The sequence below is a fragment of the Bradyrhizobium sp. BR 1432 genome (genome assembly GCF_051547705.1).
GTDB classification, from domain to species: Bacteria; Pseudomonadota; Alphaproteobacteria; order Rhizobiales; family Xanthobacteraceae; genus Bradyrhizobium; species Bradyrhizobium zhanjiangense.
Genome location: NZ_JBPUGF010000003.1, coordinates 3,313,593 through 3,336,485, shown reverse-complemented (window position 1 = coordinate 3,336,485; position 22,893 = coordinate 3,313,593). Strand labels below are relative to the sequence as shown.

At 65.1% G+C, this 22,893-nt stretch carries 25 protein-coding genes, 3 pseudogenes and 1 riboswitch; of the genes and pseudogenes, 13 read left to right on the top strand and 15 right to left on the bottom strand.

Going from position 1 to position 22,893, the window contains the following annotated elements:
* Positions 1–7: 7 nt before the first annotated feature.
* Positions 8–739: a response regulator gene (locus ACSKB8_RS15940; RefSeq protein WP_438105134.1), complete on the bottom strand. Its 732-nt coding sequence runs from the start codon at positions 737–739 to the stop codon at positions 8–10.
* A pseudogene (locus ACSKB8_RS15935) lies at positions 736–1,204 on the bottom strand (MarR family winged helix-turn-helix transcriptional regulator). The gene ACSKB8_RS15940 and the pseudogene ACSKB8_RS15935 overlap by 4 nt, the downstream one beginning before the upstream one ends.
* On the opposite strand from ACSKB8_RS15935, the gene ACSKB8_RS15930 reads away from it, so the two are divergent.
* From ACSKB8_RS15930 to ACSKB8_RS15910, 5 genes are all read left to right on the top strand, one after another.
* Positions 1,106–1,621, top strand: coding sequence for a hypothetical protein (locus tag ACSKB8_RS15930; RefSeq protein WP_438110887.1), 516 nt, complete (start codon positions 1,106–1,108; stop codon positions 1,619–1,621). The pseudogene ACSKB8_RS15935 and the gene ACSKB8_RS15930 sit on opposite strands and share 99 nt — an antisense overlap.
* A complete protein-coding gene (locus tag ACSKB8_RS15925) occupies positions 1,618–2,700 on the top strand; it encodes a branched-chain amino acid aminotransferase (protein ID WP_128931431.1) in 1,083 nt (360 codons plus the stop codon). Before ACSKB8_RS15930 ends, ACSKB8_RS15925 begins: the two co-directional genes overlap by 4 nt.
* Before the next feature lie 221 nt (positions 2,701–2,921).
* The gene (gene hisS / locus ACSKB8_RS15920) at positions 2,922–4,436 is read left to right on the top strand and encodes a histidine--tRNA ligase (RefSeq protein ID WP_438105132.1); all 1,515 of its coding nucleotides are present in this window, start codon (positions 2,922–2,924) and stop codon (positions 4,434–4,436) included.
* A 55-nt stretch (positions 4,437–4,491) separates the two neighbouring features.
* Complete coding sequence (locus ACSKB8_RS15915; RefSeq protein ID WP_128937147.1) at positions 4,492–4,740, top strand: tautomerase family protein; 249 nt, start codon at positions 4,492–4,494, stop codon at positions 4,738–4,740.
* 107 nt (positions 4,741–4,847) lie between these two features.
* Entirely contained in the window at positions 4,848–5,252 is a 405-nt protein-coding gene (locus ACSKB8_RS15910; RefSeq protein WP_438105130.1) for a thioesterase family protein, read from the top strand.
* Positions 5,253–5,349: 97 nt separating this feature from the next.
* Here ACSKB8_RS15910 and proC read toward each other — a convergent pair whose 3' ends face one another.
* Positions 5,350–6,174: a pyrroline-5-carboxylate reductase gene (gene proC / locus ACSKB8_RS15905; protein ID WP_438105129.1), complete on the bottom strand. Its 825-nt coding sequence runs from the start codon at positions 6,172–6,174 to the stop codon at positions 5,350–5,352.
* A 216-nt stretch (positions 6,175–6,390) separates the two neighbouring features.
* The gene (locus tag ACSKB8_RS15900) at positions 6,391–6,891 is read right to left on the bottom strand and encodes a YbjN domain-containing protein (RefSeq protein WP_128947327.1); all 501 of its coding nucleotides are present in this window, start codon (positions 6,889–6,891) and stop codon (positions 6,391–6,393) included.
* A 432-nt stretch (positions 6,892–7,323) separates the two neighbouring features.
* Positions 7,324–7,497: riboswitch (FMN riboswitch) on the top strand.
* 77 nt (positions 7,498–7,574) lie between these two features.
* Here ACSKB8_RS15900 and ACSKB8_RS15895 point away from each other — a divergent pair.
* A complete protein-coding gene (locus ACSKB8_RS15895) occupies positions 7,575–8,147 on the top strand; it encodes a 6,7-dimethyl-8-ribityllumazine synthase (RefSeq protein ID WP_438105127.1) in 573 nt (190 codons plus the stop codon).
* A gap of 174 nt (positions 8,148–8,321) precedes the next feature.
* Here the strand turns inward: ACSKB8_RS15895 and ACSKB8_RS15890 are convergent.
* The 5 genes and pseudogenes from ACSKB8_RS15890 to lgt form a co-directional block, all read right to left on the bottom strand.
* A pseudogene (locus ACSKB8_RS15890) lies at positions 8,322–9,276 on the bottom strand (ribose-phosphate pyrophosphokinase).
* A gap of 195 nt (positions 9,277–9,471) precedes the next feature.
* Positions 9,472–10,098: a hypothetical protein gene (locus ACSKB8_RS15885; RefSeq protein ID WP_438105125.1), complete on the bottom strand. Its 627-nt coding sequence runs from the start codon at positions 10,096–10,098 to the stop codon at positions 9,472–9,474.
* 191 nt (positions 10,099–10,289) lie between these two features.
* Entirely contained in the window at positions 10,290–11,057 is a 768-nt protein-coding gene (gene pgeF, locus ACSKB8_RS15880; RefSeq protein ID WP_438105123.1) for a peptidoglycan editing factor PgeF, read from the bottom strand.
* Entirely contained in the window at positions 11,054–12,172 is a 1,119-nt protein-coding gene (locus ACSKB8_RS15875) for a class I SAM-dependent methyltransferase (RefSeq protein WP_438105121.1), read from the bottom strand. The genes pgeF and ACSKB8_RS15875 overlap by 4 nt, the downstream gene beginning before the upstream one ends.
* A 21-nt stretch (positions 12,173–12,193) precedes the next feature.
* Positions 12,194–13,038: pseudogene (gene lgt, locus ACSKB8_RS15870) on the bottom strand (prolipoprotein diacylglyceryl transferase).
* Positions 13,039–13,236: 198 nt separating this feature from the next.
* On the opposite strand from lgt, the gene ACSKB8_RS15865 reads away from it, so the two are divergent.
* The 4 genes from ACSKB8_RS15865 to ychF all read left to right on the top strand — a co-directional run bounded on the left by ACSKB8_RS15865 (position 13,237) and on the right by ychF (position 16,183).
* Positions 13,237–13,497: an accessory factor UbiK family protein gene (locus tag ACSKB8_RS15865; protein ID WP_370986297.1), complete on the top strand. Its 261-nt coding sequence runs from the start codon at positions 13,237–13,239 to the stop codon at positions 13,495–13,497.
* A gap of 199 nt (positions 13,498–13,696) precedes the next feature.
* Positions 13,697–14,416, top strand: a complete 720-nt coding sequence (locus ACSKB8_RS15860; protein ID WP_438105119.1) for a 50S ribosomal protein L25/general stress protein Ctc — start codon at positions 13,697–13,699, stop codon at positions 14,414–14,416.
* Between the two features lie 58 nt (positions 14,417–14,474).
* Entirely contained in the window at positions 14,475–15,080 is a 606-nt protein-coding gene (gene pth, locus ACSKB8_RS15855; RefSeq protein WP_438105117.1) for an aminoacyl-tRNA hydrolase, read from the top strand.
* A 5-nt stretch (positions 15,081–15,085) separates the two neighbouring features.
* Positions 15,086–16,183 carry a redox-regulated ATPase YchF gene (ychF, locus tag ACSKB8_RS15850; RefSeq protein WP_438105115.1) on the top strand — a complete coding sequence of 366 codons (1,098 nt, stop codon included), beginning with the start codon at positions 15,086–15,088 and terminating at the stop codon, positions 16,181–16,183.
* Between the two features lie 144 nt (positions 16,184–16,327).
* Here ychF and ACSKB8_RS15845 read toward each other — a convergent pair whose 3' ends face one another.
* Positions 16,328–16,624 (bottom strand): DUF4282 domain-containing protein, encoded by a 297-nt coding sequence (locus ACSKB8_RS15845; RefSeq protein WP_091886710.1) that lies wholly within the window; start codon positions 16,622–16,624, stop codon positions 16,328–16,330.
* Between the two features lie 182 nt (positions 16,625–16,806).
* Between ACSKB8_RS15845 and ACSKB8_RS15840 the strand changes: the two genes are divergently transcribed.
* The 3 genes from ACSKB8_RS15840 (at position 16,807) to ACSKB8_RS15830 (ending at position 18,083) form a co-directional block, all read left to right on the top strand.
* The gene (locus tag ACSKB8_RS15840) at positions 16,807–17,259 is read left to right on the top strand and encodes a MaoC family dehydratase (RefSeq protein ID WP_438105113.1); all 453 of its coding nucleotides are present in this window, start codon (positions 16,807–16,809) and stop codon (positions 17,257–17,259) included.
* Positions 17,259–17,738, top strand: a complete 480-nt coding sequence (locus ACSKB8_RS15835; RefSeq protein WP_438105111.1) for a MaoC family dehydratase — start codon at positions 17,259–17,261, stop codon at positions 17,736–17,738. The genes ACSKB8_RS15840 and ACSKB8_RS15835 overlap by 1 nt, the downstream gene beginning before the upstream one ends.
* 198 nt (positions 17,739–17,936) lie before the next feature.
* Positions 17,937–18,083: a hypothetical protein gene (locus ACSKB8_RS15830; protein ID WP_164934669.1), complete on the top strand. Its 147-nt coding sequence runs from the start codon at positions 17,937–17,939 to the stop codon at positions 18,081–18,083.
* Between the two features lie 32 nt (positions 18,084–18,115).
* Here ACSKB8_RS15830 and ACSKB8_RS15825 read toward each other — a convergent pair whose 3' ends face one another.
* The 5 genes from ACSKB8_RS15825 to ACSKB8_RS15805 form a co-directional block, all read right to left on the bottom strand.
* Complete coding sequence (locus ACSKB8_RS15825) at positions 18,116–18,253, bottom strand: hypothetical protein (RefSeq protein WP_438105110.1); 138 nt, start codon at positions 18,251–18,253, stop codon at positions 18,116–18,118.
* Between the two features lie 368 nt (positions 18,254–18,621).
* Positions 18,622–19,041 carry a hypothetical protein gene (locus tag ACSKB8_RS15820; RefSeq protein WP_438105108.1) on the bottom strand — a complete coding sequence of 140 codons (420 nt, stop codon included), beginning with the start codon at positions 19,039–19,041 and terminating at the stop codon, positions 18,622–18,624.
* Positions 19,042–19,364: 323 nt separating this feature from the next.
* A complete protein-coding gene (locus ACSKB8_RS15815; RefSeq protein WP_438105106.1) occupies positions 19,365–20,276 on the bottom strand; it encodes a hypothetical protein in 912 nt (303 codons plus the stop codon).
* A 260-nt stretch (positions 20,277–20,536) separates the two neighbouring features.
* The gene (locus ACSKB8_RS15810) at positions 20,537–20,977 is read right to left on the bottom strand and encodes a nuclear transport factor 2 family protein (protein ID WP_438105105.1); all 441 of its coding nucleotides are present in this window, start codon (positions 20,975–20,977) and stop codon (positions 20,537–20,539) included.
* A gap of 1,149 nt (positions 20,978–22,126) precedes the next feature.
* Positions 22,127–22,807, bottom strand: coding sequence for a UvrB/UvrC motif-containing protein (locus ACSKB8_RS15805; RefSeq protein ID WP_438110549.1), 681 nt, complete (start codon positions 22,805–22,807; stop codon positions 22,127–22,129).
* Between the last annotated feature and the right edge of the window lie 86 nt (positions 22,808–22,893).

Genomic DNA, 22,893 nt, shown 5'->3' with positions numbered 1-22,893 from the left:
CTGCGGTTTAAGGCGAGGCCACCAGTCGGTAGCCGATGCCGCGTACCGCCTGGAGGAACAGTGGATTGGCGGGATCGGTCTCGATCTTGCGCCTGAGGCGGTTGATCTGCACGTCGACGGCGCGCTCGTTGACGCTGCCGTTGCCGGTGAGCGCGCTGCGCGGCACGGTCTCGCCCGGCGTCTCCGAGAGGATGCGCAGCATCTCGCGCTCGCGGTCGGTGAGGTGGATGACCTCATCGCCCTGGCGCAACTCGCCGCGGTCGAGATGGTAGACATAGGGTCCGAAGGCGATCTTCTCCACGGTCGCGGCCTGCGGCGGCGGTGCGGCGCGCTTGAGGATGTTGTTGATGCGCAGCGCGAGCTCGCGCGGCTCGAACGGTTTTGCGACATAGTCGTCGGCGCCGATTTGCAGGCCCTCGATGCGCGCTTCTGCCTCGTGCCGCGCCGTCAGCATCACGATCGGCACCGAGGACGAGGTGCGGATGAAACGGGCGAGCTCGAACCCGGTCTCGCCGGGCATCATGACGTCGAGGATCAACAGATCGAAATGCAGACCGGTGAGCTTGGCGCGCGCATCGCTGGCGCTGGCGGCGGTCGAAACGCGGTAGCCTTCGCTGGCGAGGAAGCGCGAGAGCAGATCGCGGATGCGGCGGTCGTCGTCGACCAGCAGCAGATGCGGGGCATCGTCGGCGGGTTGCACCGGCGGGCGGGCGAGCGTGGCAGCGAGCGGCACGGTCACTCCTCGGCGTCTTGGTTGACGGAAGCGAAGATCGTCTCGAGCACCTTGTCCGGATCATCGCGGTCGATCATCGCGCGCAGGAAGCGCTTGACGGTCTCGGCATCCTGCGGACCCATCTCGGCGAGCGCCTTGGTGATCCGCGTGGTCTGGAGCCCGGCAAGCTTCTGCACCAGCGCTTCGCCCTTTGGCGTCGCGTAGAGCAGGCGCTGGCGACGGTCGATTGTCGCCGGTCTTCTGCACGATGTAGCCCTCGTCGAGAAGCTGCTTGAGCACACGGCCGAGCGACTGTTTTGTGATGCGCAGGACGTCGAGGAGATCGGCGACCTTGAGGCCGGGATAGCGATAGACAAAGTGCATGACCCGGTGATGGGCCCGGCCGAAGCCGAAGGCTTCCAGCTCCTGGTCGGGATCGCCCACGAAATCGCGATAGGCGAAGAACAGCAGCTCGATGATATCCCAGCGCAAATTGCCTCCATCCCCTGCGGCCGGCCGAGGCTCGGCGGCATCTTGAGAGGGATTTACGAAATTTATGTCAGGCATATTGACGTATCTTGGGTTCAATGTTACAAAACGATCGACCCGCACGAAATTTTAGATCGTTTCGCGACGGGCAGCGTCGAAGCAGGAACGGCGGAAAGAGCCGGACAGGCGACGACGGGCGATCAGATCTACCGTGCGATTGTCGAGCGGCATTTCGGCAAAACATACTGGACTTCCGCCTTCGGCAAAAGCATGTCCTCGGCGACATGCTGGCCACGGGAAACCGGCCGTAACAAGGCTGGCGGTGGTCCAGACAGACACCTAATGAAGCCAGCCGGCCCCGAACAGGGGCAGGCGGTGCCAGAACAGCGCCGATACCGGCAGCGGGAGCCAAGGACATGAGTATGACATTCGACATCCAGCCCGCATCCAATCCGACTCCCGAGAAGGACCGCATCGCCAAGCTGGTGGACCCCGGGTTCGGGCGGGTCTTCACCGATCACATGGCGATCGTTCGCTACAACCAGGCCAAGGGCGGCTGGTACGAGGCCAGAATCGAGGCGCGCGCCAACTTCCAGCTCGATCCTGCCGGCGCGGTCCTGCATTACGCCCAGGAAATTTTCGAGGGCCTGAAGGCCTACAAGCGCGACGACGGCGGCGTGAACCTGTTCCGCCCCGATGCCAATGCGCGGCGCTTCAAGGATTCGGCCGACCGCATGGCGATGGCGCAATTGCCCGAGGACGTCTTCATCGAGGCGGTCGAGCAGGTCGTGCGCATCGACCGCGCCTGGATGCCGGGCGGCGAGGGCAGTCTTTACTTGCGCCCCTTCATGATCGCGAGCGAGACCTTCCTCGGCGTCAAGCCGTCCTCCGAATACATCTTCGCGGTCATCGCCTCGCCGGTCGGCTCCTATTTCAAGGGCGGACCTGCGCCGGTGTCGATCTGGGTTTCGGAGAACTACACGCGCGCAGCCATCGGCGGCACCGGCGCGGTGAAGTGCGGCGGCAATTATGCCGCGAGCCTGCGCGCCCAGGCCGAAGCGATCCAGCATGGTTGCGATCAGGTCGTGTTCCTCGATGCGGTCGAGCGCCGCTACATCGAGGAGCTCGGCGGCATGAACGTGTTCTTCGTGTTCGACGACGGCTCGCTGTCGACGCCGCCGCTCGGCACCATCCTGCCCGGCATCACCCGCGACTCCATCATCACGCTCGCCCGCGATGCCGGAAAGACGGTGCGCGAGGAGCCCTATTCGCTCGACCAGTGGCGCAAGGACGCCGCAAGCGGCAGGTTGAAAGAAGCCTTTGCCTGCGGCACCGCGGCCGTGATCTCGCCGATCGGCAAGGTGCGCTCGGTCAGCGGCGATTTCGACATCAGCGGCGGCGCGGCCGGCCCCGTCGCCATGGGCCTGCGCAAGCAGCTCGTCGACATCCAGTACGGCCGCACCAACGATCCGCACAATTGGATCCGCAAGGTGTTTTGAGGCGGAGTACTCGGCTGCGCTCTTCCTTCTCCCCTTGTGGGAGAAGGTGGCATAGGCGGCCTTCGGCCGCCGTTCTCGAGAACGCCGATGCTTCGCATCTGCTATGGCGCGCCGGATGAGGTGTCTGCTTCCGCGGATAGAACCCCTCACCCGTCTCGCCGCTAGCGCGGCGAGCAAAGCCAGCGGTTGCCGCATCCCGCGTCGGCTGGTAAACGCCGCGGATGGCCGAGAAACCCAAAAAACCCCAGAAACTGAAGGCGCGCCTGCCGCGCGGGCTCGAGGATCGCGATCCCGCCGCGATCCGGGCGACGCGCGAGATGGTCGAGAAGATCCGCGCCGTCTACGAACTCTATGGCTTCGAGCCGGTGGAGACGCCGGCGATGGAATTCACCGACGCACTCGGCAAATTCCTGCCCGACCAGGACCGTCCGAACGAGGGCGTGTTCTCGTTCCAGGACGACGACGAGCAGTGGATCAGCCTGCGTTACGATTTGACCGCGCCGCTCGCCCGCTATGTCGCCGAGAATTTCGACACGCTGCCAAAACCCTATCGCAGCTATCGCGCCGGCTACGTGTTCCGCAACGAGAAGCCCGGCCCCGGACGCTTCCGCCAGTTCATGCAGTTCGATGCCGACACGGTCGGCTCGGCCACGCCGGCGGCGGATGCCGAGATCTGCATGATGGCGGCGGATACGATGGAAGCGCTCGGGATTGCGCGCGGCTCCTATGTCGTGAAGGTGAACAACCGAAAAGTGCTCGACGGTGTTCTGGAAGCCATCGGGCTCGGCGGTGATGAGAATGCGGCACGCAGGCTGACCGTGCTGCGCGCGATCGACAAGCTCGACAAGTTTTCCGCCGATGAAGTGCGCAAGCTGCTCGGTCCCGGACGGTGGGATGGCGGCGAAGAAGGCAAGGGCGATTTCACGAAAGGCGCCAATCTGAGCGCCGCGGAGGCTGACGTTGTTCTTGCCATCACCAAGCCGCGCGACGATTGGAAAGAGGCAATTGCCGCGGCAGAAACCTACCTCGCCAAGAGCGAAGTCGGTCAGGCCGGCGTGAGCGAGCTTGAAGAGATTGCCAAGCTGGTCACGGCCTCGGGTTACGGCGCGGATCGTATCAAGATCGATCCCTCCGTCGTGCGCGGCCTCGAATATTACACCGGCCCGGTCTACGAGGTCGAACTTCTCCTCGACACCAAGGACGAAAAGGGCCGCCCGGTGCGCTTTGGCTCGGTCGGTGGTGGCGGACGTTATGACGGTCTCGTCTCGCGCTTTCGCGGCGAGCCGGTGCCGGCGACCGGTTTCTCGATCGGCGTCTCTCGCTTGCAGGCCGCGCTGACGCTGCTCGGCAAGCTCGACACGCGGCCGGAGTTCGGCCCCGTCGTCGTCACTGTGTTCGACCGCGATCGCGTCGCCGACTATCAGAAGATGGTCGCATCCTTGCGCACTGCCGGCATCCGCGCCGAGCTCTATCTCGGCAATCCCAAGAACATGGGCAATCAGCTTGAATCTGCCGATCGCCGCAACGCGCCCTGCGTCATCATCCAGGGCTCGGATGAAAAGGCGCGCGGCGAGGTGCAGATCAAGGACCTGATCGAGGGTGCCAAGGCCGCCGCCGCGATCGCCTCCAACCAGGAATGGCGCGAGAGCCGCCCGGCGCAGTTCTCGTGCAGCGAGACCGATCTCGTCGCCAAGGTGCGCGAGGTCCTGGCGCGCCATGACGTGAGCTGGGGCTAGCCATTCGCTGACGCCGTCATGCCTGGGCTTGTCCCAGGCAGCCACGTCTTGTTTGATGGCGGCCGTCAATGGCCGGTGTTCGGCCGCAAGGGAGAGAAAAATGCCTGAGATCACCATCAGCATGGCCGAAGGCCGCACCGACGAGCAGAAGGCCGGCATGATGCGCGACATCACCCAGGCGCTGGTGAAAAATCTCGGCGTCGATGCCGATGCCGTCGTCATCCAGATCAACGAAGCCCCGCTGCGCCATAAGATGAAGGGCGGCAAGACCTTCGTGGAGCGCGCGGCGGCTGCGAAGAAGTAGCCGACGCTGGGGCTCGTAGTGCAGCCGCAGCTACAATCACAACCGTCGTCCCGGCCCCCGTGCGCAATTGCGCACTAGGCCGGGACGACAGCGGAGTTTGAGGCAGGATGGACGCACGCGACTTCATCACAATCGGCATGAGCGCCGAGCGCATGCTGGTGGTGCCGGTGGAGCGCACGGTCGGGTACTTCGTGCCCGGCATGCCCATGGTCTACGCGACGCCGATGATGATCCTGGAGATGGAGATGACATCGGGTGATGCGATCCGCTCCGCACTCCAGCCGGGCTGGGTCACCGTCGGCACCGAGGTCGACATCCGCCATCTCGCCGCCGCTCTCGTCGGTGCCACGGTGCGGACCAATGCAAAAGTGGTCGCGGTCGAGCGCCGCGTCATCCGCTTCGAGGTCGAGGCGTTCGAGGGTGCCCGCAAGCTCGGCGAGGGCCGCCACGCGCGCGGTCTCGTCAATGTCGAGATGTTCAACAAGCGGCTAGCCGCGGGCACGACGTCGTAGGGTGGGCAAAGGCGCGTAGCGCCATGCCCACCATCTTTCCGGGACCGCGATGAAGTTGGTGGGCACGCTGTCGCTTTGCCCACCCTACGGCACCTGCTTACTTCGCCAATTCCTTCGACCGCTGCGTCGCCGCCGCAATCGCGCGGATCATCAACTCGCGCAGGCCGGGCTCGCCCATCAGCACGCCAAGGGCCGCAGCGGTCGTGCCGCCGGGCGAGGTGACGTTCTGGCGCAGCGTGCTGGATGCAAGCTCGGATTGGTGCAGCAGCTCGCCGGAGCCGGCGACGGTCTCGCGCGCGAGCCTGGTCGCCAGCGCCTCGGGCAAGCCCGCCTCGACGCCGGCGCGCGCGAGCTCCTCGGCGAGCAGGAACACGTAGGCCGGGCCCGAGCCGGAGACGGCGGTGACCGCGTCCATCAGGCCTTCATCCTCGACCCATTCCACCGAGCCGGTGGCGCGCAGCAGCGCATCGGCCACCGCGCGCTGAGACGAGCTGACGTCTGGTGCGGCGACGGCGACGGTGATGCCGCGGCCGATCGCAGCCGGCGTGTTCGGCATCGCACGCACCACGGCGCCGCCGCAGACGTCCCGAAGCGAGGCGATCGTGGTGCCCGCCATGATCGAGACCACCGACGTCTTGTCCGAAACGAATGGTTTCAGCTTGACGCCGGCCTCGCGGAACATCTGCGGCTTCACCGCGACGACCAGCGTCTCGATCGTGCCGACGGTCGTCACGTCGGGATTGAGCGCAACGCCCTTGGCCGCAAGCGCGGCGATCTCGGGCGAGACGTGCGGATCGATCACGGCGACGCGGCGCGGATCGAGCCCGCCCGTCAGCCATCCGGTCAGCATCGCGCCGCCCATCTTGCCGGCGCCGGCGAGGAGGATGGTGCCGGTGATGTTTTGAAGGGTGTTGTTCGCCATCGCTGCTGCCAAATCCGTCGTCCTGGCGAAAGCCAGGACCCATTACCCCAAGTGGTTCTAGTGGATGGAGGTGTTGGCAACAAGCGCTGTGCCACACACGGGCACCTCGCGGTATGGGTCCTGGATCGGCGCGACGACAGCGCTTCGCGCCGGCGTCGCTGGTCCAGGACGACGATGAGGGGAGAGCTCTGGCTCCCTCACTTCTCGAGAGGCGCCTTACGCCTCGCCCACCGTGTCGAACATCGCCGCGTCCATGGCCTGCGCGGTGGTCTTGCCGGCCCACACCACGAACTGGAACGCCGGGAAGTAACGCTCGCAGGCGTGGATGGCGCCGGCGAGCATGGCTTCGCACTGCGCGGTCGAGGCGGTGAGCCCGCCCGGCAGCACCAGCGCCTGGCGGTGCATGATCATGCCGGTGTTGGTCCATAGGTCGAAATGGCCGACCCACAATTGCTCGTTGACCGCCGCGACGAGCCGCTGCACCTCGCTCCGGCGCGGCAGCGGAATCTTCATGTCGAAGGCGCAGGCCAGATGCAGCGCCTCGATCTCGCCCATCCAGGTGAAGGAGAGCTGGTAGTCGGTCCATTGTCCCTTCGAGACAATCGTGAGTTCGTCTTCGCCGGAGCGTTCGAACGGCCAGTTGTTGCTGGCAGCGATATCCTCGACCACCGCGAGCGGATGGTTCTTGGAATCGATAGTGCCTTCGAGCAGGGACATGCCGTCTCGACCTCTTGCCTTCTTGTTGTCTTTGATACGCACGCGGTTGGCCCGGCGCGCGCTCCCTTCACGTCGCTACGGCGATCCCTGGGGTCGCTCTCGCTATCCCCTCGGATCAACGCGGGCCTGTCGCGGATCAAGTGATGTGATTTGCGGAATCTGCGCAACGGGGTCCCGAGTCCGTCCACAAGCCAGGACTCCTTCGTCCACAGCTCATCTCCGCCACAATTCTTAACGGGGCGAGGCAAAGCCGGACGAAGCAGAACAAACCGGAATCGGATTCGGGCGGCGGGCTTCAATCGCTAATTCCGTCCCGCGAGGGCCGCTCCCACCGCGACGGCATGGGACCATGCGATTTGCCCATGCGGAACGCGCTTGCCGCGACGGCTCGCCGGCGGCATATTTCGCCTCAGGCCGTTCATCCCGAGCGGCCGATGTTCTCAGGGCGGGGTGAAGTCCCCACCGGCGGTAAGGGCCGAAAGGCCTAAGCCCGCGAGCGCCTTCCCCCAGGTTCTGTCCTGAAAAGGATTTCACTGAAGGGAAGGGTCAGCAGATTCGGTGCAACTCCGAAGCCGACGGTCAAAGTCCGGATGAAAGAGAACGGTCGGTGGCAGACGCATCGCAAGATGCGGCTGTTTGTCGTTCCGTGTGCCCTGATTCTGGTCCTTAAACCGAGGAAAGCCATGAATCAGATGTTGCAAGATCCCCAAGTCCAAACCTCCAAAGTCGAAACTGAGGTCGCCCGACCGCCGGTTCCGCAGGATCCTGCGCCCGAACACCCGCGCTTCGCAAAGCCGCAGCGGGTGGCCTTCGTGCAGGCCTGCTGGCACCGCGACGTGGTCGCGGAGGCCCGCATCGCCTTCCTAAAGGAGGCAGAAGCGCGGCACCTTACCCATGTCGACGTGTTCGAGGTGCCGGGCTCGTTCGAGATCCCGCTGCACGCACAGGTCCTCGCCAAGACGCGGCGCTACACCGCGATCGTCGCGGCCGGCCTCGTCGTCGATGGCGGCATCTACCGCCATGAGTTCGTCGCCGACACAGTGATCAAGGCGCTGATGGACGTGCAGCTGCGCACCGAGGTGCCGGTGTTCTCGGCGGTGCTGACGCCGCAGCAATTCCACGAGACCGAGGTGCACTACGACTTCTTCCGCAAGCATTTTGCGATCAAGGGCGTGGAGGTCGCGGCCGCCTGCGCGGAGACACTGCTCGGCCTCGAACGCCTGCGCGGCCAGGTCGCGGCGGGGATCGTGGGGTAGTAAGGGGCGGAAGGACCGCGCACTCCCTCGCCCCGCTTGCGGGGAGAGGGTGGGGTGAGGGGAGTCTCAGCGGGGACGGTGAGAGTTGGACTCGCGGAGAGTCCCCTCACCCGGATCGCATCTGCGATGCAATCCGGCCTCTCCCCGCACGCGGGGAGAGGCGAAGAAGAAAAATCAGTCGAACAGGCTCGACACCGACTCTTCGGCCGCCGTGCGCGCGATCGCATCCGAGATCAGGCTGGCGATCGGCAGCATCCGGATGTTCGGCGCCTTGGTCACCGCATCGGTCGGCAGGATCGAGTCGGTGATCACCAGCTCCTTCAGCTTCGAGCCGGAGATGCGGGCGGCGGCGCCGCCGGAGAGCACGCCGTGGGTGATGTAGGCGTAGACGTCCTTGGCACCCTTGGCGATCAGCGCGTTCGGCTGCGTTCACCAGCGTGCCGCCGGAATCGACGATGTCGTCGACGAGGATACAGGTGTGGCCGGCGACGTCACCGATCACGTTCATGACCTCGGACTCGCCCGGACGCTCGCGGCGCTTGTCGACGATGGCGAGTGGAGTGTTGATGCGTTTGGCAAGGCCGCGCGCACGGGCCACGCCGCCGACGTCGGGCGAGATCACCATCACCTTGGAGAGGTCGAACTTCTCCTTGATGTCGCGCACCATCAGCGGGGCCGCGTAGAGATTGTCGGTCGGGATGTCGAAGAAGCCCTGGATCTGGCCGGCATGCAGGTCGAGCGTCATGACGCGGTCGACGCCGGCCTGCATGATCAGATTGGCGACGAGCTTGGCCGAGATCGGCGTGCGCGAACCCGATTTGCGGTCCTGCCGGGCATAGCCGAAATAGGGCAGCACCGCGGTGATCCGGCGCGCCGAGGAGCGGCGCAGCGCGTCGGTGATGATCAGCAATTCCATCAGATGGTCGTTCGCCGGGAAGGACGTCGACTGGATGATGAACGCATCCGAGCCGCGGACGTTCTCCTGAATCTCGACGAAGATCTCCATGTCGGCAAAGCGCCGGACCACCGCCTTGGTCAGCGGCAGGTCGAGGCCTTGCGCAATGGCCTGAGCGAGAGCCGGATTGGAGTTGCCGGCGACGAGCTTGATGGAGCCGTTTTTGGCCGACATGGACGCTTCCTCCCGCGCTTTGCTGGATACGACGTTCAACATCCTACGAATACCCACTGGAAGCACGGTTACGACGGGCGAGGAGATGTCAGGCCGGGGGCGGCAATGGCAACCCGGGATGCTACGTTTTCCCTTCGAAAATCCCGAGTCGGGCCAACGGTTTGGCCGTAACTTGGGCCCGTGGTTTAGCGGGGGTTATTGCTCGGCATAGCCGAGCGCCGTGACCGGCATCTCCGCCGCCGGCGCCTCCCGGATCACGCCTGCCACCGCCGGTCCCCGCAGGTTCGGAGCAGTGCCCGGGGCATCGGGCGTTCCGTTGATCATGTTGGAAAGTCCGCTGAATCCGGCCTGGGCGATCTTGCGCAGCACGAGATCGTCGGCAGCCGCCCAAGGATCACGGGCACCATCGCGGCCACCCTTCGCCGAGGTCGGTTCCTCGCCGGAGAGGCGCAGCGCCCGCTGCTGGTTGGCGTCGTAGACATCCCAGACCCAGGCGATCACGGTCTTGCCGCGCACGACCTGGGCGGAGAGGTAGCTGCGCACGCGATAGGCGGCCGTGCCCTCGCGGGAGACCACGGACAGGCTGCGCAGCTTCGATTCGCTGTCGAGCACGCCGACCATGCGGTCGAACACCTGCGGTGGTGGCCCATCGATCAATTCGAAGGCGACCGTTGCGCCGCTGCCACCGCTCGGCGCCATCGCATAGGAATTGCTCGGCGCATTGCCGCCGGCGCAGCCGGCGAGCATGGTCGCAGCCGCCAGCAGCATGACCGCCAGCACGCGCGAGCCCGCGCGGCGCGGAAAAGATGACGCTTCCCTCATTATGGAGGGCAGCGATATCGTTAAAATCGATTAAGGTCTAGGGCGGGAGCGCCACAAACGCACTGTCATTCCGGGGCGCGCCACCCGGCGCGAGCCCGGAATCCATTTCGCCGTGTGATCTGCCGCACGATCGATTCCGGGTTCTCGCTTCGCGAGCCCCGGAATGACGATCGTTAATGTTGCCGGTGTGTTCACGCTTCCAGCGCGATCGCGTGAATGTGGCGGCCGTAATCCGGCTCCTTGCGATGCACCGAGCGGCGGTAGCTGAAGAAGCGCTCGTCGGCGTAGGTGTCGAGGCCGAGATCGTCGATCATCAGGATGCCGGCGGCTTCGAGCCGCTTGCGGATGAAGCCGGCGAGATCGAACATCGCATGGCCCTCGCGCACCGACGGGATGAAGAACATGGCGTTCTCCGCGTCGGCTTCGATGAAGCGTGCCACGAACTCGTTGCCGACTTCGTAACTTTCCTGCCGGATCAAGGGGCCGATCGCGGCGATGATGCCGCCGCGGGTGGCGCCGAGTTTCTCCATTGCCGAGATCGTTGCTTCCAGCACGCCTGATAGCGCACCCTTCCAGCCGGCATGGGCGCCGCCGATCACGCGTGCGTTGGGATCGACGAACAGCACCGGCCCGCAATCGGCGGTGGAGACGCCCAGCGCGATGCCGGGCGTCTTGGTGACGAGTGCGTCACCCTTCGGGCGCGGTCTGCTCGGCCACGGCATTTCGGCGACGAGCACGTCGGGCGAATGGATCTGGTGCAGGCTGAGGAAACGTTCCGGCGCGACGCCGACATGTTCGGCCATGCGGCGGCGGTTCTCCGCGACGAGGGCCTGATCGTCGTTGGAGCCGAGCCCGCCGTTCAGCGCCGAATAGATGCCGCTGGAGACGCCGCCCTCGCGGGTGAAGAAGGCGTGGCGCAGACCGGGCACGGCCGACAGCAGCGACGAAACAAGCGTCATGAGGGCTCTCCAGCCTGTTCGAGATCGCTGAGGCCGGCAAGGCCGGATAGCCGCGGCTCGGAGATGCCGAGCACCTTGAACATCGAGCCCATGCCGCTGCGCCCGGTATCGGTCAGACGCTTGAGCGCCACCGAAATGTCGGTGGCGACTTCGGGCGGCGCCTTCTGCATCAGCGCCGCCGCGCGGGTGCCGATGCCGACGCGCTTGAGGAAGTCGCCTTGCGTCACCGGCCCGTGCACGCGCGCGCCGACATCCTCGGCCGCGCGCGCGAGCGCCTGGAAGTCGACATGGGCGGTGACGTCGGCCTGGCCCGGCGCCTTCAAGGGATCGGTGAAGCTGTGACGCGCAATGGCCTGAAACGTATCGCCGGCATCGCTGCGCAAATGGCCGTAGTCGATGATCAGCGCCGCGCCATCCTGGTCGCGCACGCGCGTCGCAAGCTTCATGATCTCGCCATCGGGCCGCCATTCGAACACGGCGCCGATGGGCGCGGCACGCACCAAGGGCGGCAGCAGCACGTCGAAGCGCGGCGTCGGCTCGGGCGCCGCGCCGAATTGAAGCTTGCCGTTGGGATCGATCTCGATCACGCGCTCGTGCCAGCCGTTCTCGTGCCGGACCATCTGATGGATCGGCAGCACATCGAAATATTCATTGGCGAGGATGATGCTCGGGCCTTCCGGCACCTCGTCGATGCTGTCGTGCCAGGCGATGTTGCGCACGGCGGACAGTGTCGCGCTCTGCCGGTCGCGCAGCACCGGATTGACCTCGACCATGTGGATATAGAGCGCCTGGTAGAGCGGCGGCAGCACGCGCAATGCGCGCAGCGCGTCCGCCATCATGGTGCCGCGGCCGGGGCCGAGCTCGATCAACCGCAGAAATTGCGGCGAGCCCATCTGCTTCCACACCGAGGCGGCCCACAGCCCCAAGAGCTCGCCGAACATCTGGCTGACCTCGGGCGCGGTGGTGAAATCGCCCTCACGCCCGAGCGGATCGCGCGAGACGTAATAGCCATAGCGCGGGTGCATCAAGCACAGTTCCATGTAGCGCCAGACCGGCATCGGGCCTGAGGATTTGATCAGCGCCTTGATCTCGTTGAGTAGCGGCGAGTCGGTCACGATCCATGTTCTCGAAATGATTTAACGAATGGCCTCGATAGGCTTCGGCGCGCCGCGCCGGATAGCCCATACAATAAGTATGGCGCCGACGATAAGCATCGGGATCGACAACAGCATGCCCATGGTTAATCCGCCCCAGAGGAAGCCGAGCTGTGCGTCGGGTTCGCGGAAGTGTTCGCCGGCGATCCGGGTCAGACCATAGATCAGGATGAAGGCACCGAGGATCATGCCGGGCCGCTTCAGGGCACCGAAGCGGATCATGAGAGCGAGCACCGTGAACAGCAGGATGCCCTCCATGCCGGCCTCATAGAGCTGGCTCGGATGGCGCGGCAGCTGTGTGGGATCGTTCGGGAAGATCATCGCCCAAGGCAGGCTCGCATCGGTGGCGCGGCCCCACAATTCGCCATTGATGAAATTGGCGATGCGTCCGAGCAGCAGCCCGACCGGGGCGACCGCGGTGGTGATGTCGCCGAGCGACAGGATCGAGATGCCGCCTCGATAAGCAAACAACATCACCGCGACGACGCAGCCGAGGAAGCCGCCATGAAAGGACATCCGCCCTCCCACAATTTGAAGATCGCAGCGGGATGCTCGATGAAGAAAGGCAGATTGTAGAACAGGACGTAGCCAGTGCGGCCGCCGAGGATGATGCCGAGCGTGACCCAGAGGATGAAGTCGTCGATCTGGAGCAGCGAGATCGGTGCGGGTCCGCCCCACAGACGGTGGTTCTTCAGGAGCGAGCGCGCATAGAGCCAGCCGAACACGATGCCGCAGATATAGGCCAGCGCGTACCAGCGGATCGCGAACGGACCGATCTCGATCGCGATCGGCTTGAAGGCTGGAAAGTCGATGAGCAAAAAGGGCATCGCGCCTTCTATGTCTGGACGAGATTGCGGCGATCGAGCGCCAGCAGACGCCCTGTGATTCTTCTTATGCAGGGACGTTGAGTACGATTGCAAGGAAACCGGAGCATGACAAGGATACCCCCGCTCGGCCCTTGAACCGTTCCCTTCGGATTGCCATTGTGTTTCGCAGAGTTCGCGCAAAGTTTATCGGAGGCCGCCATGACCCAGACCAGCAACCGGTTTTTCGACGAGATCGGCCGCCTGATGAATGACGCCGCCGGTGCCGCCCAAGGCGTCAAGCGCGAGTTCGACACGGTGATGCGCACCCAGGCGGAAAAATTCCTGCGCGACATGGATCTGGTCAAGCGCGAGGAGTTCGAGGCGGTCAAGGACATGGCCCGCCTCGCCCGCGAGGAGAACGAGGCGCTGAAGGCAAGGATCGCCGCGCTGGAGGCCAAGCTCGGCGGCGCGCCGACGTAAGGGCATCCTTTCTCTTATCCTCCCCTGGAGGGGGAGGGTGGGAACTCGGGCCGGCAGCCCATTCTCCTTGTCATTTCCGCATCTTCCGGGTAAAAGCCCGCCACGTCTGCGGCCCCCGCACCCCTGGAGGCTTGCTGCGGACTATGCCATGGGCCGCGCTGCGGCCCATTAACTTTTGCAAAAACAAGGACTTAACGACATGGCGACGACCGTCAAGGAATTGAAGGCGACCGCACGTCCGAAGAGCGGCAAGGGGGCCGCCCGGGCTGAGCGTCGCGCCGGCAGAGTGCCGGGAGTGATCTACGGCAACAACCAGCCCCCGGTGACGATCTCGATTGAAGATCGCGACTTGCGCCAGCGCATCCTCGCCGGCCGGTTCCTGACCACGCTGGTCGACATCGACCTCGAGGGCAAGAAGCACCGCGTGATTCCGCGCGACTATCACCTCGATCCGGTCAAGGACTTCCCGATCCATGTCGACTTCATGCGGCTCGGCGAAGGCGCCACCATCCGCATCAGCGTGCCCTTGCACGTGGTGAAGGCGGAAGGCTCGCCCGGCGTGAAGCGCGGCGGCACCGTCAACATCGTCGCCCACGCGATCGACCTCGAATGCGGTGTCGAGAGCATTCCGCAATACATCGAGGCCGACGTCGGCTCGCTCGAAATCGGTCACTCCCTGCATCTGTCGGACATCAAGCTGCCGGCCGGTGTGAAGGCGATGACCCGCGAGGACGCGACCCTCGTCACCATCGTCCCGCCGTCGGGCTACGCCGAAGAGCAGAAGGCGGCGGCTGCGGCTGCGGCGGGTGGTGCGGCTCCGGCCGCGGGTGCTGCTGCTCCGGCGGCTGCTCCGGCTGCGGGCGCTGCTGCTCCGGCTGCGGCTGCCAAGGCTCCGGCCGGCGGCGACAAGAAGAAGTAATCTCTCAAAGCTGGCGCGCGGTCCTTGATCGCGCGCCGAGCGAGGGGCGCGCCGCGTCATGCAACTCTTTGTTGGGCTCGGCAATCCCGGCGCGAAATACGCACGTAACCGGCACAATATCGGCTTCATGGCCGTCGACGAGATCGCGCGGCGTCATGGCTTTGCGCCATGGCGCCGCCGCTTTCAGGGCGAGACCTCGGAAGGCACGCTCGGCACCGAGCGCGTCATCCTGCTCAAGCCCGCGACCTACATGAACAAGTCCGGCCGCGCCGTGCAGGAGGCGGCAGGCTTCTTCAAGATCGCTCTGGGCGACGTCACCGTGTTCCATGACGAGCTCGAGCTGCCGCCGGGCAAGGTGCGGGTGAAGATCGGCGGCGGCATCGCCGGGCACAACGGCCTGCGTTCGATCTCGGCCCATATCGGCAACGACTATCGCCGGGTGCGGCTCGGCATCGGTCATCCCGGCATCAAGGACTTGGTGCATGGCCACGTGCTGTCGGACTTCGCCAAGGCCGACAACGAATGGGTGGCGACGCTGTGCAACGCGGTTGCCGAGCACGCGGCACTGATCGCCAAGGGCACGGACGCGACCTTCGCCAACAGGGTGCATCTCGCCATGCAGGCGAAGGGATTTTTGACCAAGGACGAGAACGGCAAGGAATAACGCTCGTGGGATTCAAATGCGGGATTGTCGGGTTGCCCAATGTCGGCAAATCGACCTTGTTCAATGCGCTGACCGAGACGGCCGCGGCGCAGGCCGCGAACTATCCGTTCTGCACGATCGAGCCGAATGTCGGCGAAGTCGCCGTGCCCGATCCGCGGCAGGAGAAGCTCGCGGCCATCGCCAAGTCGGGACAGATCATCCCGACGCGATTGACCTTCGTCGACATCGCCGGCCTCGTGCGCGGCGCCTCCAAGGGCGAAGGCCTCGGCAACCAGTTCCTCGCCAACATCCGCGAGGTCGACGCGATCGCGCATGTCGTGCGCTGCTTTGAGGATTCCGACGTTACCCATGTCGAGGGCAAGATCGCGCCGCTCGCCGACATCGAGACCATCGAGACCGAGCTGATGCTCGCCGACCTCGACAGCCTCGAGAAGCGTGTCGACAACCTCTCCAAGAAAGCCAAAGGCAACGACAAGGACGCCAAGGAGCAGCTCGACCTCGTCAACCGCACGCTGGTGCTGCTGCGCGAGGGCAAGCCCGCCCGCCTCGTCGAGCGCAAGGCCGAGGAGGAGCGCGCTTTCTCCATGCTGGGGCTGCTCTCATCAAAGCCCGTGCTCTACGTCTGCAACGTCGAGGAAGGCTCGGCCGCCACAGGCAATTCGTTCTCCAAGGCCGTGCAGGAGCAGGCCGCCAAGGAAGGCGCCGTCGCCGTCGTCATCTCCGCCAAGATCGAGTCGGAGATCGCGACAATCTCGCGTGAAGAACGCGCTGACTTCCTGGAGACGCTGGGTCTCGAAGAAGCCGGTCTCAACCGCCTGATCCGCGCCGGCTACACGCTGCTCGACCTCATCACCTATTTCACGGTGGGGCCGAAGGAAGCGCGCGCCTGGACCATCCATCGCGGTACCAAGGCGCCGGCGGCGGCCGGTGTGATCCACACCGACTTCGAGAAGGGTTTCATTCGCGCCGAGACCATCGCGTATGACGACTACGTCGCCCTCGGCGGCGAAGCCGGCGCCCGTGATGCCGGCAAGCTGCGGCTCGAAGGCAAGGAATACGTCGTCGCCGACGGCGACGTGATGCATTTCAGGTTTAATACGTAAGATCTCGATAAATTCGTAGGGTGGGTTAGCCCTTGGCTGCGCGAAGCGCAGTCGAAGGCGTAACCCACCATGCTTCCGCGTTTGCCGAACGAAGTTGGTGGGTTACGCCTTCGGCTAACCCACCCTACGGCACCTGCGCCGTCCTCACCGCGTCCCGCTGCCCTGGTCCCTGATCGCGCCGAGATGCTCGTTGATGCGGAAGACGATCAGGATCAGCTCGGCGAGGATGCGCGAGAACACCACGCCGACGACGACGCTCGCAATCGACGACAGCAGCACCAGGAAGCCGCCGAACGGACTGATCGCCATCGCAGCCAAGCCGGAGAAGATGCCGGAGAGGCCGAACAGGCAGATCAGCGCGATCACCAGCCAGTAGAAGGTCTTGATGATCGTCGGTGTGATGAAGCGGTCCCATTGAAACAGGTCGCTGAATGAAAACATCGCTCTCCCCAGGGCAAAGCGGCCTTGCCAAATTGGGCCTTGCTCAATGATCCCGACCCCCGGTTGATCCAACTCAAGACCAACCCCGCTGCGCCGAATGTAGCACGAGCCATGCGGGCCCGCGGGTTGAGATTGCCGTAAAGTGCGGCCACAATCTGTCATTTCCACAAATCAATCCCAAGATGACCCTGACCTTCGAAGATTTCCCGCCCGGGCGGTTCGGAACGTTCGGCCCGCACCATGTCACCCGCGACGAGATTTTCGCCTTTGCCGTCGAGTTCGATCCGCAGCCGATGCACCTCGATGAGGAGGCTGCGGCTAGAAGCATGCTGCGCGGCCTGTCCGGCTCGGGCTGGCATCTCTGTTCGCTGATGATGCGGATGATGGCCGACGGTTTTATCACGCGCGCCGCTTCGCTCGGCTCGCCCGGCGTCGACGAGGTGCGCTGGTTGTCTCCGCTCCGGCCCGGCGACGACCTCATGCTCGACGTCGACGTCGTGGAGGCGCGCACCTCGAAGAGTCGCCCGGAGCTCGGCATCGTCAAGTTCAAATGTACCGCGCGCAACGCGGCGGGGCAGGCCCTTGCCGAGATGACCTCGCCGATCCTGATCAAGCGGCGCGAGGGAGCGCTCTGATGCGGTTCTTCGAGGACATCGAGATCGGCCAGCGCCGCGAGATCGGCACCTATACGTTCACGGCGGACTCCATCAAGACTTTCGCGGCGAAGTTCGACCCGCAGCGCTTTCACCTCGACGAAGAGGAAGGCAAGAACTCGCTGTTCGGCGGGCTCGCCGCCTCCGGTTGGCATGTCGGCTCGGCCTGCATGAGCCTGCTTGTCGCCGACGGCCAGCGCCTGGCGCGTGAGGCTGTCTCGCGCGGCGAGGAGGTCGCGGTGTGGGGCCCGTCGCCGGGCTTTCGCGACCTGCGCTGGATCAGGCCGGTGCTCGCCGGCGACACCGTCAGTTACGTCAGCGTCGTCATCGACAAGCGCGCCTCAGGCTCGCGCCCCGGCTGGGGCATTTTGACGGCCCGCACCACCGGCACCAACCAGCACGGCGAGGAGGTCTACTCGATCACCGCCACCGCCTTCGTGCCGATGCGGAAGGGTGGTTAGACCTGTTCCAAGATGAACGGTCCAATTGAGTGCGGGAGTGTTGCCCGCGCGCTATGGACGCGATTCCGGGCGGCTGCCATAAGCCTGCGCAACATGGTTACCGCGAAGCAGTTTGGCGGAACCACCGAGTTGCTAACTAATTATGAACCTGTCGCTGTCTATTTGAAACGAATTGGCAGAGGACAGGGGACGAGGACCATGGCAGATCGCGGCGCACTCAAATTTGTCGGATTCATCTTCGCGACCGCGACGCTGGCCGTGATGCTGGTCGCCGGCATGGTGGTGAAGGGCTATGCCGATGGCGGCTACACCCTGGAAGCTTCGACCGTGGAAGCCGCCCGGTAAGAGTTCGTTAAAGGGCCGCGTCCGGCCCCGTGTCAGCGGCTGTAGACGAACGCCAGCACCGCGACCGCAACCGCCAGCAATCCGACAAAGCGCAGCATGATCGTGCCGAGCTGATTCGGCGCGGGCCGCAGCGATATAGGGTCCGTGTTGTCGGGCCGAATGCTTTCCATGACATGTCCCCCGGCCCGGCCGAAAGGCTGCGGGCGCTTGGCATTCGTCGCCGGGGAGGGGTGGAGGGTTCAAAGCGGGGATGCGTGGAGCGCGTAGACTGCGTGGCCGCATGCCGCCGCTGCCCTGCCATCCGTTCGCGCCACATCCACCGCTGTCATGCCCCGGCTGGACCTGGCAGGACCGGGGCATCCAGTACGCCGCGGCCTCCCGGTTCAATCACTGCTGTCTCTGGAATACTGGATCGCCCGATCAAGTCGGACGATGACACCTTCATTGGGGAACGTGTGAGCACCCGTCACGCATCCCAGAATCAAAACCGCCGCGCTCCCTTCCGGGAACGCGGCGGCGCGTGAAGCTGTGCTTGCGATCAGCTGTTGCGCAGGCCGTCGGCGGCGCGCTTCCACTGCGCAACGTTGTCGGCGATCATGCGGGTCGATTTCATCGCGGCCTGGCTGAGCTGGGCGTAGCCGGAGATCTCGCGCTGGACGCGCTGGCCTTCGGCATGGAGCAGGTCGCGCAGGCTCTCGAGCTCGGAGATCAAATTCTCGATCTCGGCCAGTGAGGTTCCGGCCACGCGCTGGATCAGCGAGTTGACGTTGTTGACGGTGGCTTCCGCGCTCGGGTCGAGCGGCGGCGCGTCGGTCGTGGCCGCCGGCCGGCGCAGATAGGCGATGTCGTTGCGGACGAAATCGCGGATGCCGGCCTCGACCTCGGTCACGGCGGCGAGGTTGTTGTCGACGGTCTCGGTCTCGGTGGTTTCGGTCTTTTCCGGACGGATGGCGTTCATCGTTATTCCCCTTTTCGCGTTTGAGCGCGGCGCGAGTGTCCCCCGCACGACGACGTCTGTTTTGGCGACTAGGACGCCCGATTTTGACCGCAAATGGGCCGAGATGCGGCAAGGGCGGACCATTCGGGGGTTTTGCCGTGGCGTATGGTTAGGAGAGTGTGAATAGGGGAGCCGCGACGGCAAACCTATCCCCTCATGGCGAGGAGCGCGCCCTTCGCGCGCGTCTCGAACCATGCAGGCCCCGCTCTAGCAGAGAGGCCTCGATCCTTCGAGACGCGCTCCTTCGGAGCGCCCTCAGGATGAGGGGAGAGTGGAGGCTCGCCCTACCAGCTCTTCTTGAACCCGGCCGTCAGGCTCTTGTTGATCGTGCCTTGCGAGGTCTCGCCGACCGAGCCGGAGACGGTGACGTTGTCGAACAGCTTCTGCTCGGCGCCGAACTTGCGCAGCCATTTGTCGTCGGTGGTCGACAGCGTCTGGCCGGCGGTGATGCTGGTTCCGGTGTCAGTGAGGGTGATCTTGGCCGATTGGTCGGTCTCGTAATTTCGCGTGATGTGGCCGCCGATGCCGGGGACGGCTGTCGTGCCCTGCTGGTTGACGCTGTAGCCGTTCTGGAGCGTCAGCGACGTGTCGCCGGACAGCGGGACCGACTTGGTCAGCGAGGCCCCGATCTTGCTCTGTTCAGTGCCGGGATCGACCCGGGCCTCCACCGCGGTCTTGTCCCAGATCGAGCCCGCGCCCGGCGCGGTCGCGGCGGCCCAGGCGCTGCCGGAGGATTGCGGCAGGCTGCCGCCATTGGTGGCCTTCTGCGCCAGCAGCTCGGACATCGTCCGCGGCTCGCGCGTCACCGTCATGTCGGCGCCGATCCGCGTATCCCAGAACGAGAACACGGATTGCTTCACCGTCACCGCCGAGGAACCGTTTGCATTGGGGTTCGACGACCAGTCCAGGCCATCCTTGGCCGCGGCCTGGGCGCGCTTCTTGGCGGCCATGGGGTCAATGCCGGTGCCGGCATCGACCGCGAGCTGGCTCCAGTCGAGCTTGTCGACGTCGATGCCTTTGAGCACATCGGAGTCGTTGACGTCGAGGGCCTCCGCCGCCGCAGTCTCAGCCTCGTCGTCAGGCGCGGCCGCTGTGGGCGGAATGATCTGCGCCGAGACCGTCAACACCGAGCCCAAGATGAAGGTGGCCGCCAGCAACGGCAGCCTGGTCCAGCCAAACCCTGTCGAGAATTCCATAGTCCTGCCCGCGAACCCCAGCGCATGCTTTTCGATAATATATATCGGCCTTCAGCCACGCGCCATTCCCCGCGAAACATGCTGATTCATCGTCGCGAAATTGTGACGGCTCGCCGCGAAATGACGAACCAACGGGCCGCGCGGCAGGCGCGCGCCCGATGACGAGCTTCTGACACGGCCGCATCCGGCGGGGCTGGAGGCCAGGGCGTCATGTGAGTGTCGTCATCGGTCCCGAACAGCGGGACCCGTTGGCGTCCCCCTCAGCCGGCGCGGCTCATCTTCGGCAGATGAATGGCGCGGCCGAGTGCCTGCTCGACCAGGTCGAAGGTGTCGATCAGCACCCGCATGCTGACGAGCTTGCCCGCCCTGAACTGGGCGAACTGCGCGACGCGCAAGCTGATCGGCTTGTTGGAATCGAGCGCCGTCAGCGAATAGCGCAGCATCGAGGCGGCGGAATCGACGCCGAGCATGATGCTCTCGCGATCGAAGCGGCGCACATGGAAATTGTCGGCGAGCTGGCGGATGACGTCGAGCACGGCGTCCTTGCCCTGCCGTGCACCGAGGAATGGAAACATGTCGATCGGGCCGTACAGCGCCCACTCGATGTCCTTGTCGATCAGGGCCTCGATATCGCTGAAATGCCGGTCGTTGATCGCGCGGTGCAACGCGCGCGAGAAACGCCAGAGGCTGTGCTCTGTCATTTTGGGCAGTCCTGAAGCTGGCTTGCAAAAAAACGGAAAACAACCCCATGCACAGTAAGGGTGCCGGGGCTCAACTCGTTCGTGTACGAATAACTACGGGATTTCGGTCAAAACGCAATTCACGTTTTCGCAAAGCACCATTGAACGCGGTTTGTGAGATTTACAACAGAGTCCCGTATTTTCCCGGCTCTGAGCGCAGGCCTTATGGAACCGAAGGCCCGCGTCCACCCCCGGTGTCGTCCTGGCGCAGGCCAGGACCCATATCCACCGGCCTCCGCAATGGGCAGGCTGGTGGTTGACCGCGCGCCGGCACACCGGCAGTCCGGGTAATGGGTCCTGGCCTTCGCCAGGACGACGCCATGGCGATGGCGGGCAGCGGAGCCGCCGCCCGACCTTACATCCCGTCCGCTCGCGCGAGACGCCCGCTTTGGTGGGCTCCTCAGGATGAGGGCGGAGTGTGCGGCAGCAGTTTCAGCGGGCCAATTAGCCTCATCTTGACCGCGGAGCGGTCGTCTCGAAGGACGAGGCGCTTGCTCAGGCGGCTCCAAGAGATCACATGCGGTAGCCATGCCCCGCAAGCGGGGCGAGGTGAAGGGCCCGCCGCACCGCGTGACCCATCGCACATCACTCCTGTCCCGACACCGCTACCGTCATCCCCATGTCATCAGGGAGACGTGCCATGGCCGCCATCGCCACCGCCAGAAAGTCCCGCCTGCACAACGCGCTCGAGGGTCTCGCGCTGACCGCGATCCTCCAGAGTTTCCCGACCTTCGCCGCCGCCACGTTCCTGCTCAAGCTCGTCGGCAATCACGATCTGGTCGGCGACCCCGGCGTCGCTATCTTCGTCGCCATCGCCTCGCTCGCGCACGCGCTGCTCGCGGTGACCCTGGGCCCGAGCTTCCCCGCCGTTTTCAAGACCGTCTACGAGCCAAAACTCTTCGAGGCCCATCTGTCGCTGTCCGACAAGATCACCGCCTGGCGCACCCAGCCAGTCGCCTCGCTCCAGCTCGTGACCATCGTACTGCTGCTGTCGGTGATGGCCGTGGTAACGGCGAGCGTGGGGTGAGCAGCGCAAATCTCTCCTCGTCATTCGGGGGCGCCGCAAAGCGGCGAGCCCGGAATCCATAGCCACCACTCGCGCGGATGCCCCTACCTCTTCTTCCACCCGCCCCGTCGCCCCGGCGCCCCGCCCGTCGACTTCGGCGCGGGCCCGAACTCTGGCCCCGATTGCCGCGAGTCCGTCGGCTGGATGATCCGGCTGGTGCTGCCGAACGGCTTTGACGGCAGCGTCGGGCTCGCGCGGTAGGGCAGCGATTCCGGGCCGTGCATCTCGTCGAGATGCGGCTTGTGGACGCGTGAGCCCTTGCCGCCGCCGGCCTTGAGCGCCGTTGCGGCGCTCTTGTTCTTCATCGCGCTGACCGGGAGGTTGGCGGCGTCGCCGTACTTCTTGCTGCCCGCATAGGCGCCGGCCTTGCCCTGCACGGTGCGTTGTTTCGCGGTGGGATCGTCGACCACCGCGAGCTCGGTGGCGCGCAGGCGCTTGACTTCGTCGCGCAGGCGGGCGGCTTCCTCGAAGTTCAGATCGGCAGCGGCCTCGCGCATGCGCGTTTCCAAATCGGCGAGCACCGCCTCGAAATTGTGGCCGATCGAGATGACGTCGTCGGTCATGTCGTGGCCGCCGACCTCGACCAGCACGTGATCGCGCTCGTAGACCGAGTTGAGGATGTCGCCGATCTGCTTCTTCACGCTCTCCGGCGTGATGCCGTTGGCGGTGTTGTACTCGACCTGCTTTTCGCGGCGGCGGTTGGTCTCGGCGATGGCGCGCTCCATCGAGCCGGTCATCTGGTCGGCGTAGAGGATCACCTTGCCGTCGACGTTGCGCGCGGCGCGGCCGATGGTCTGGATCAGCGAGGTCT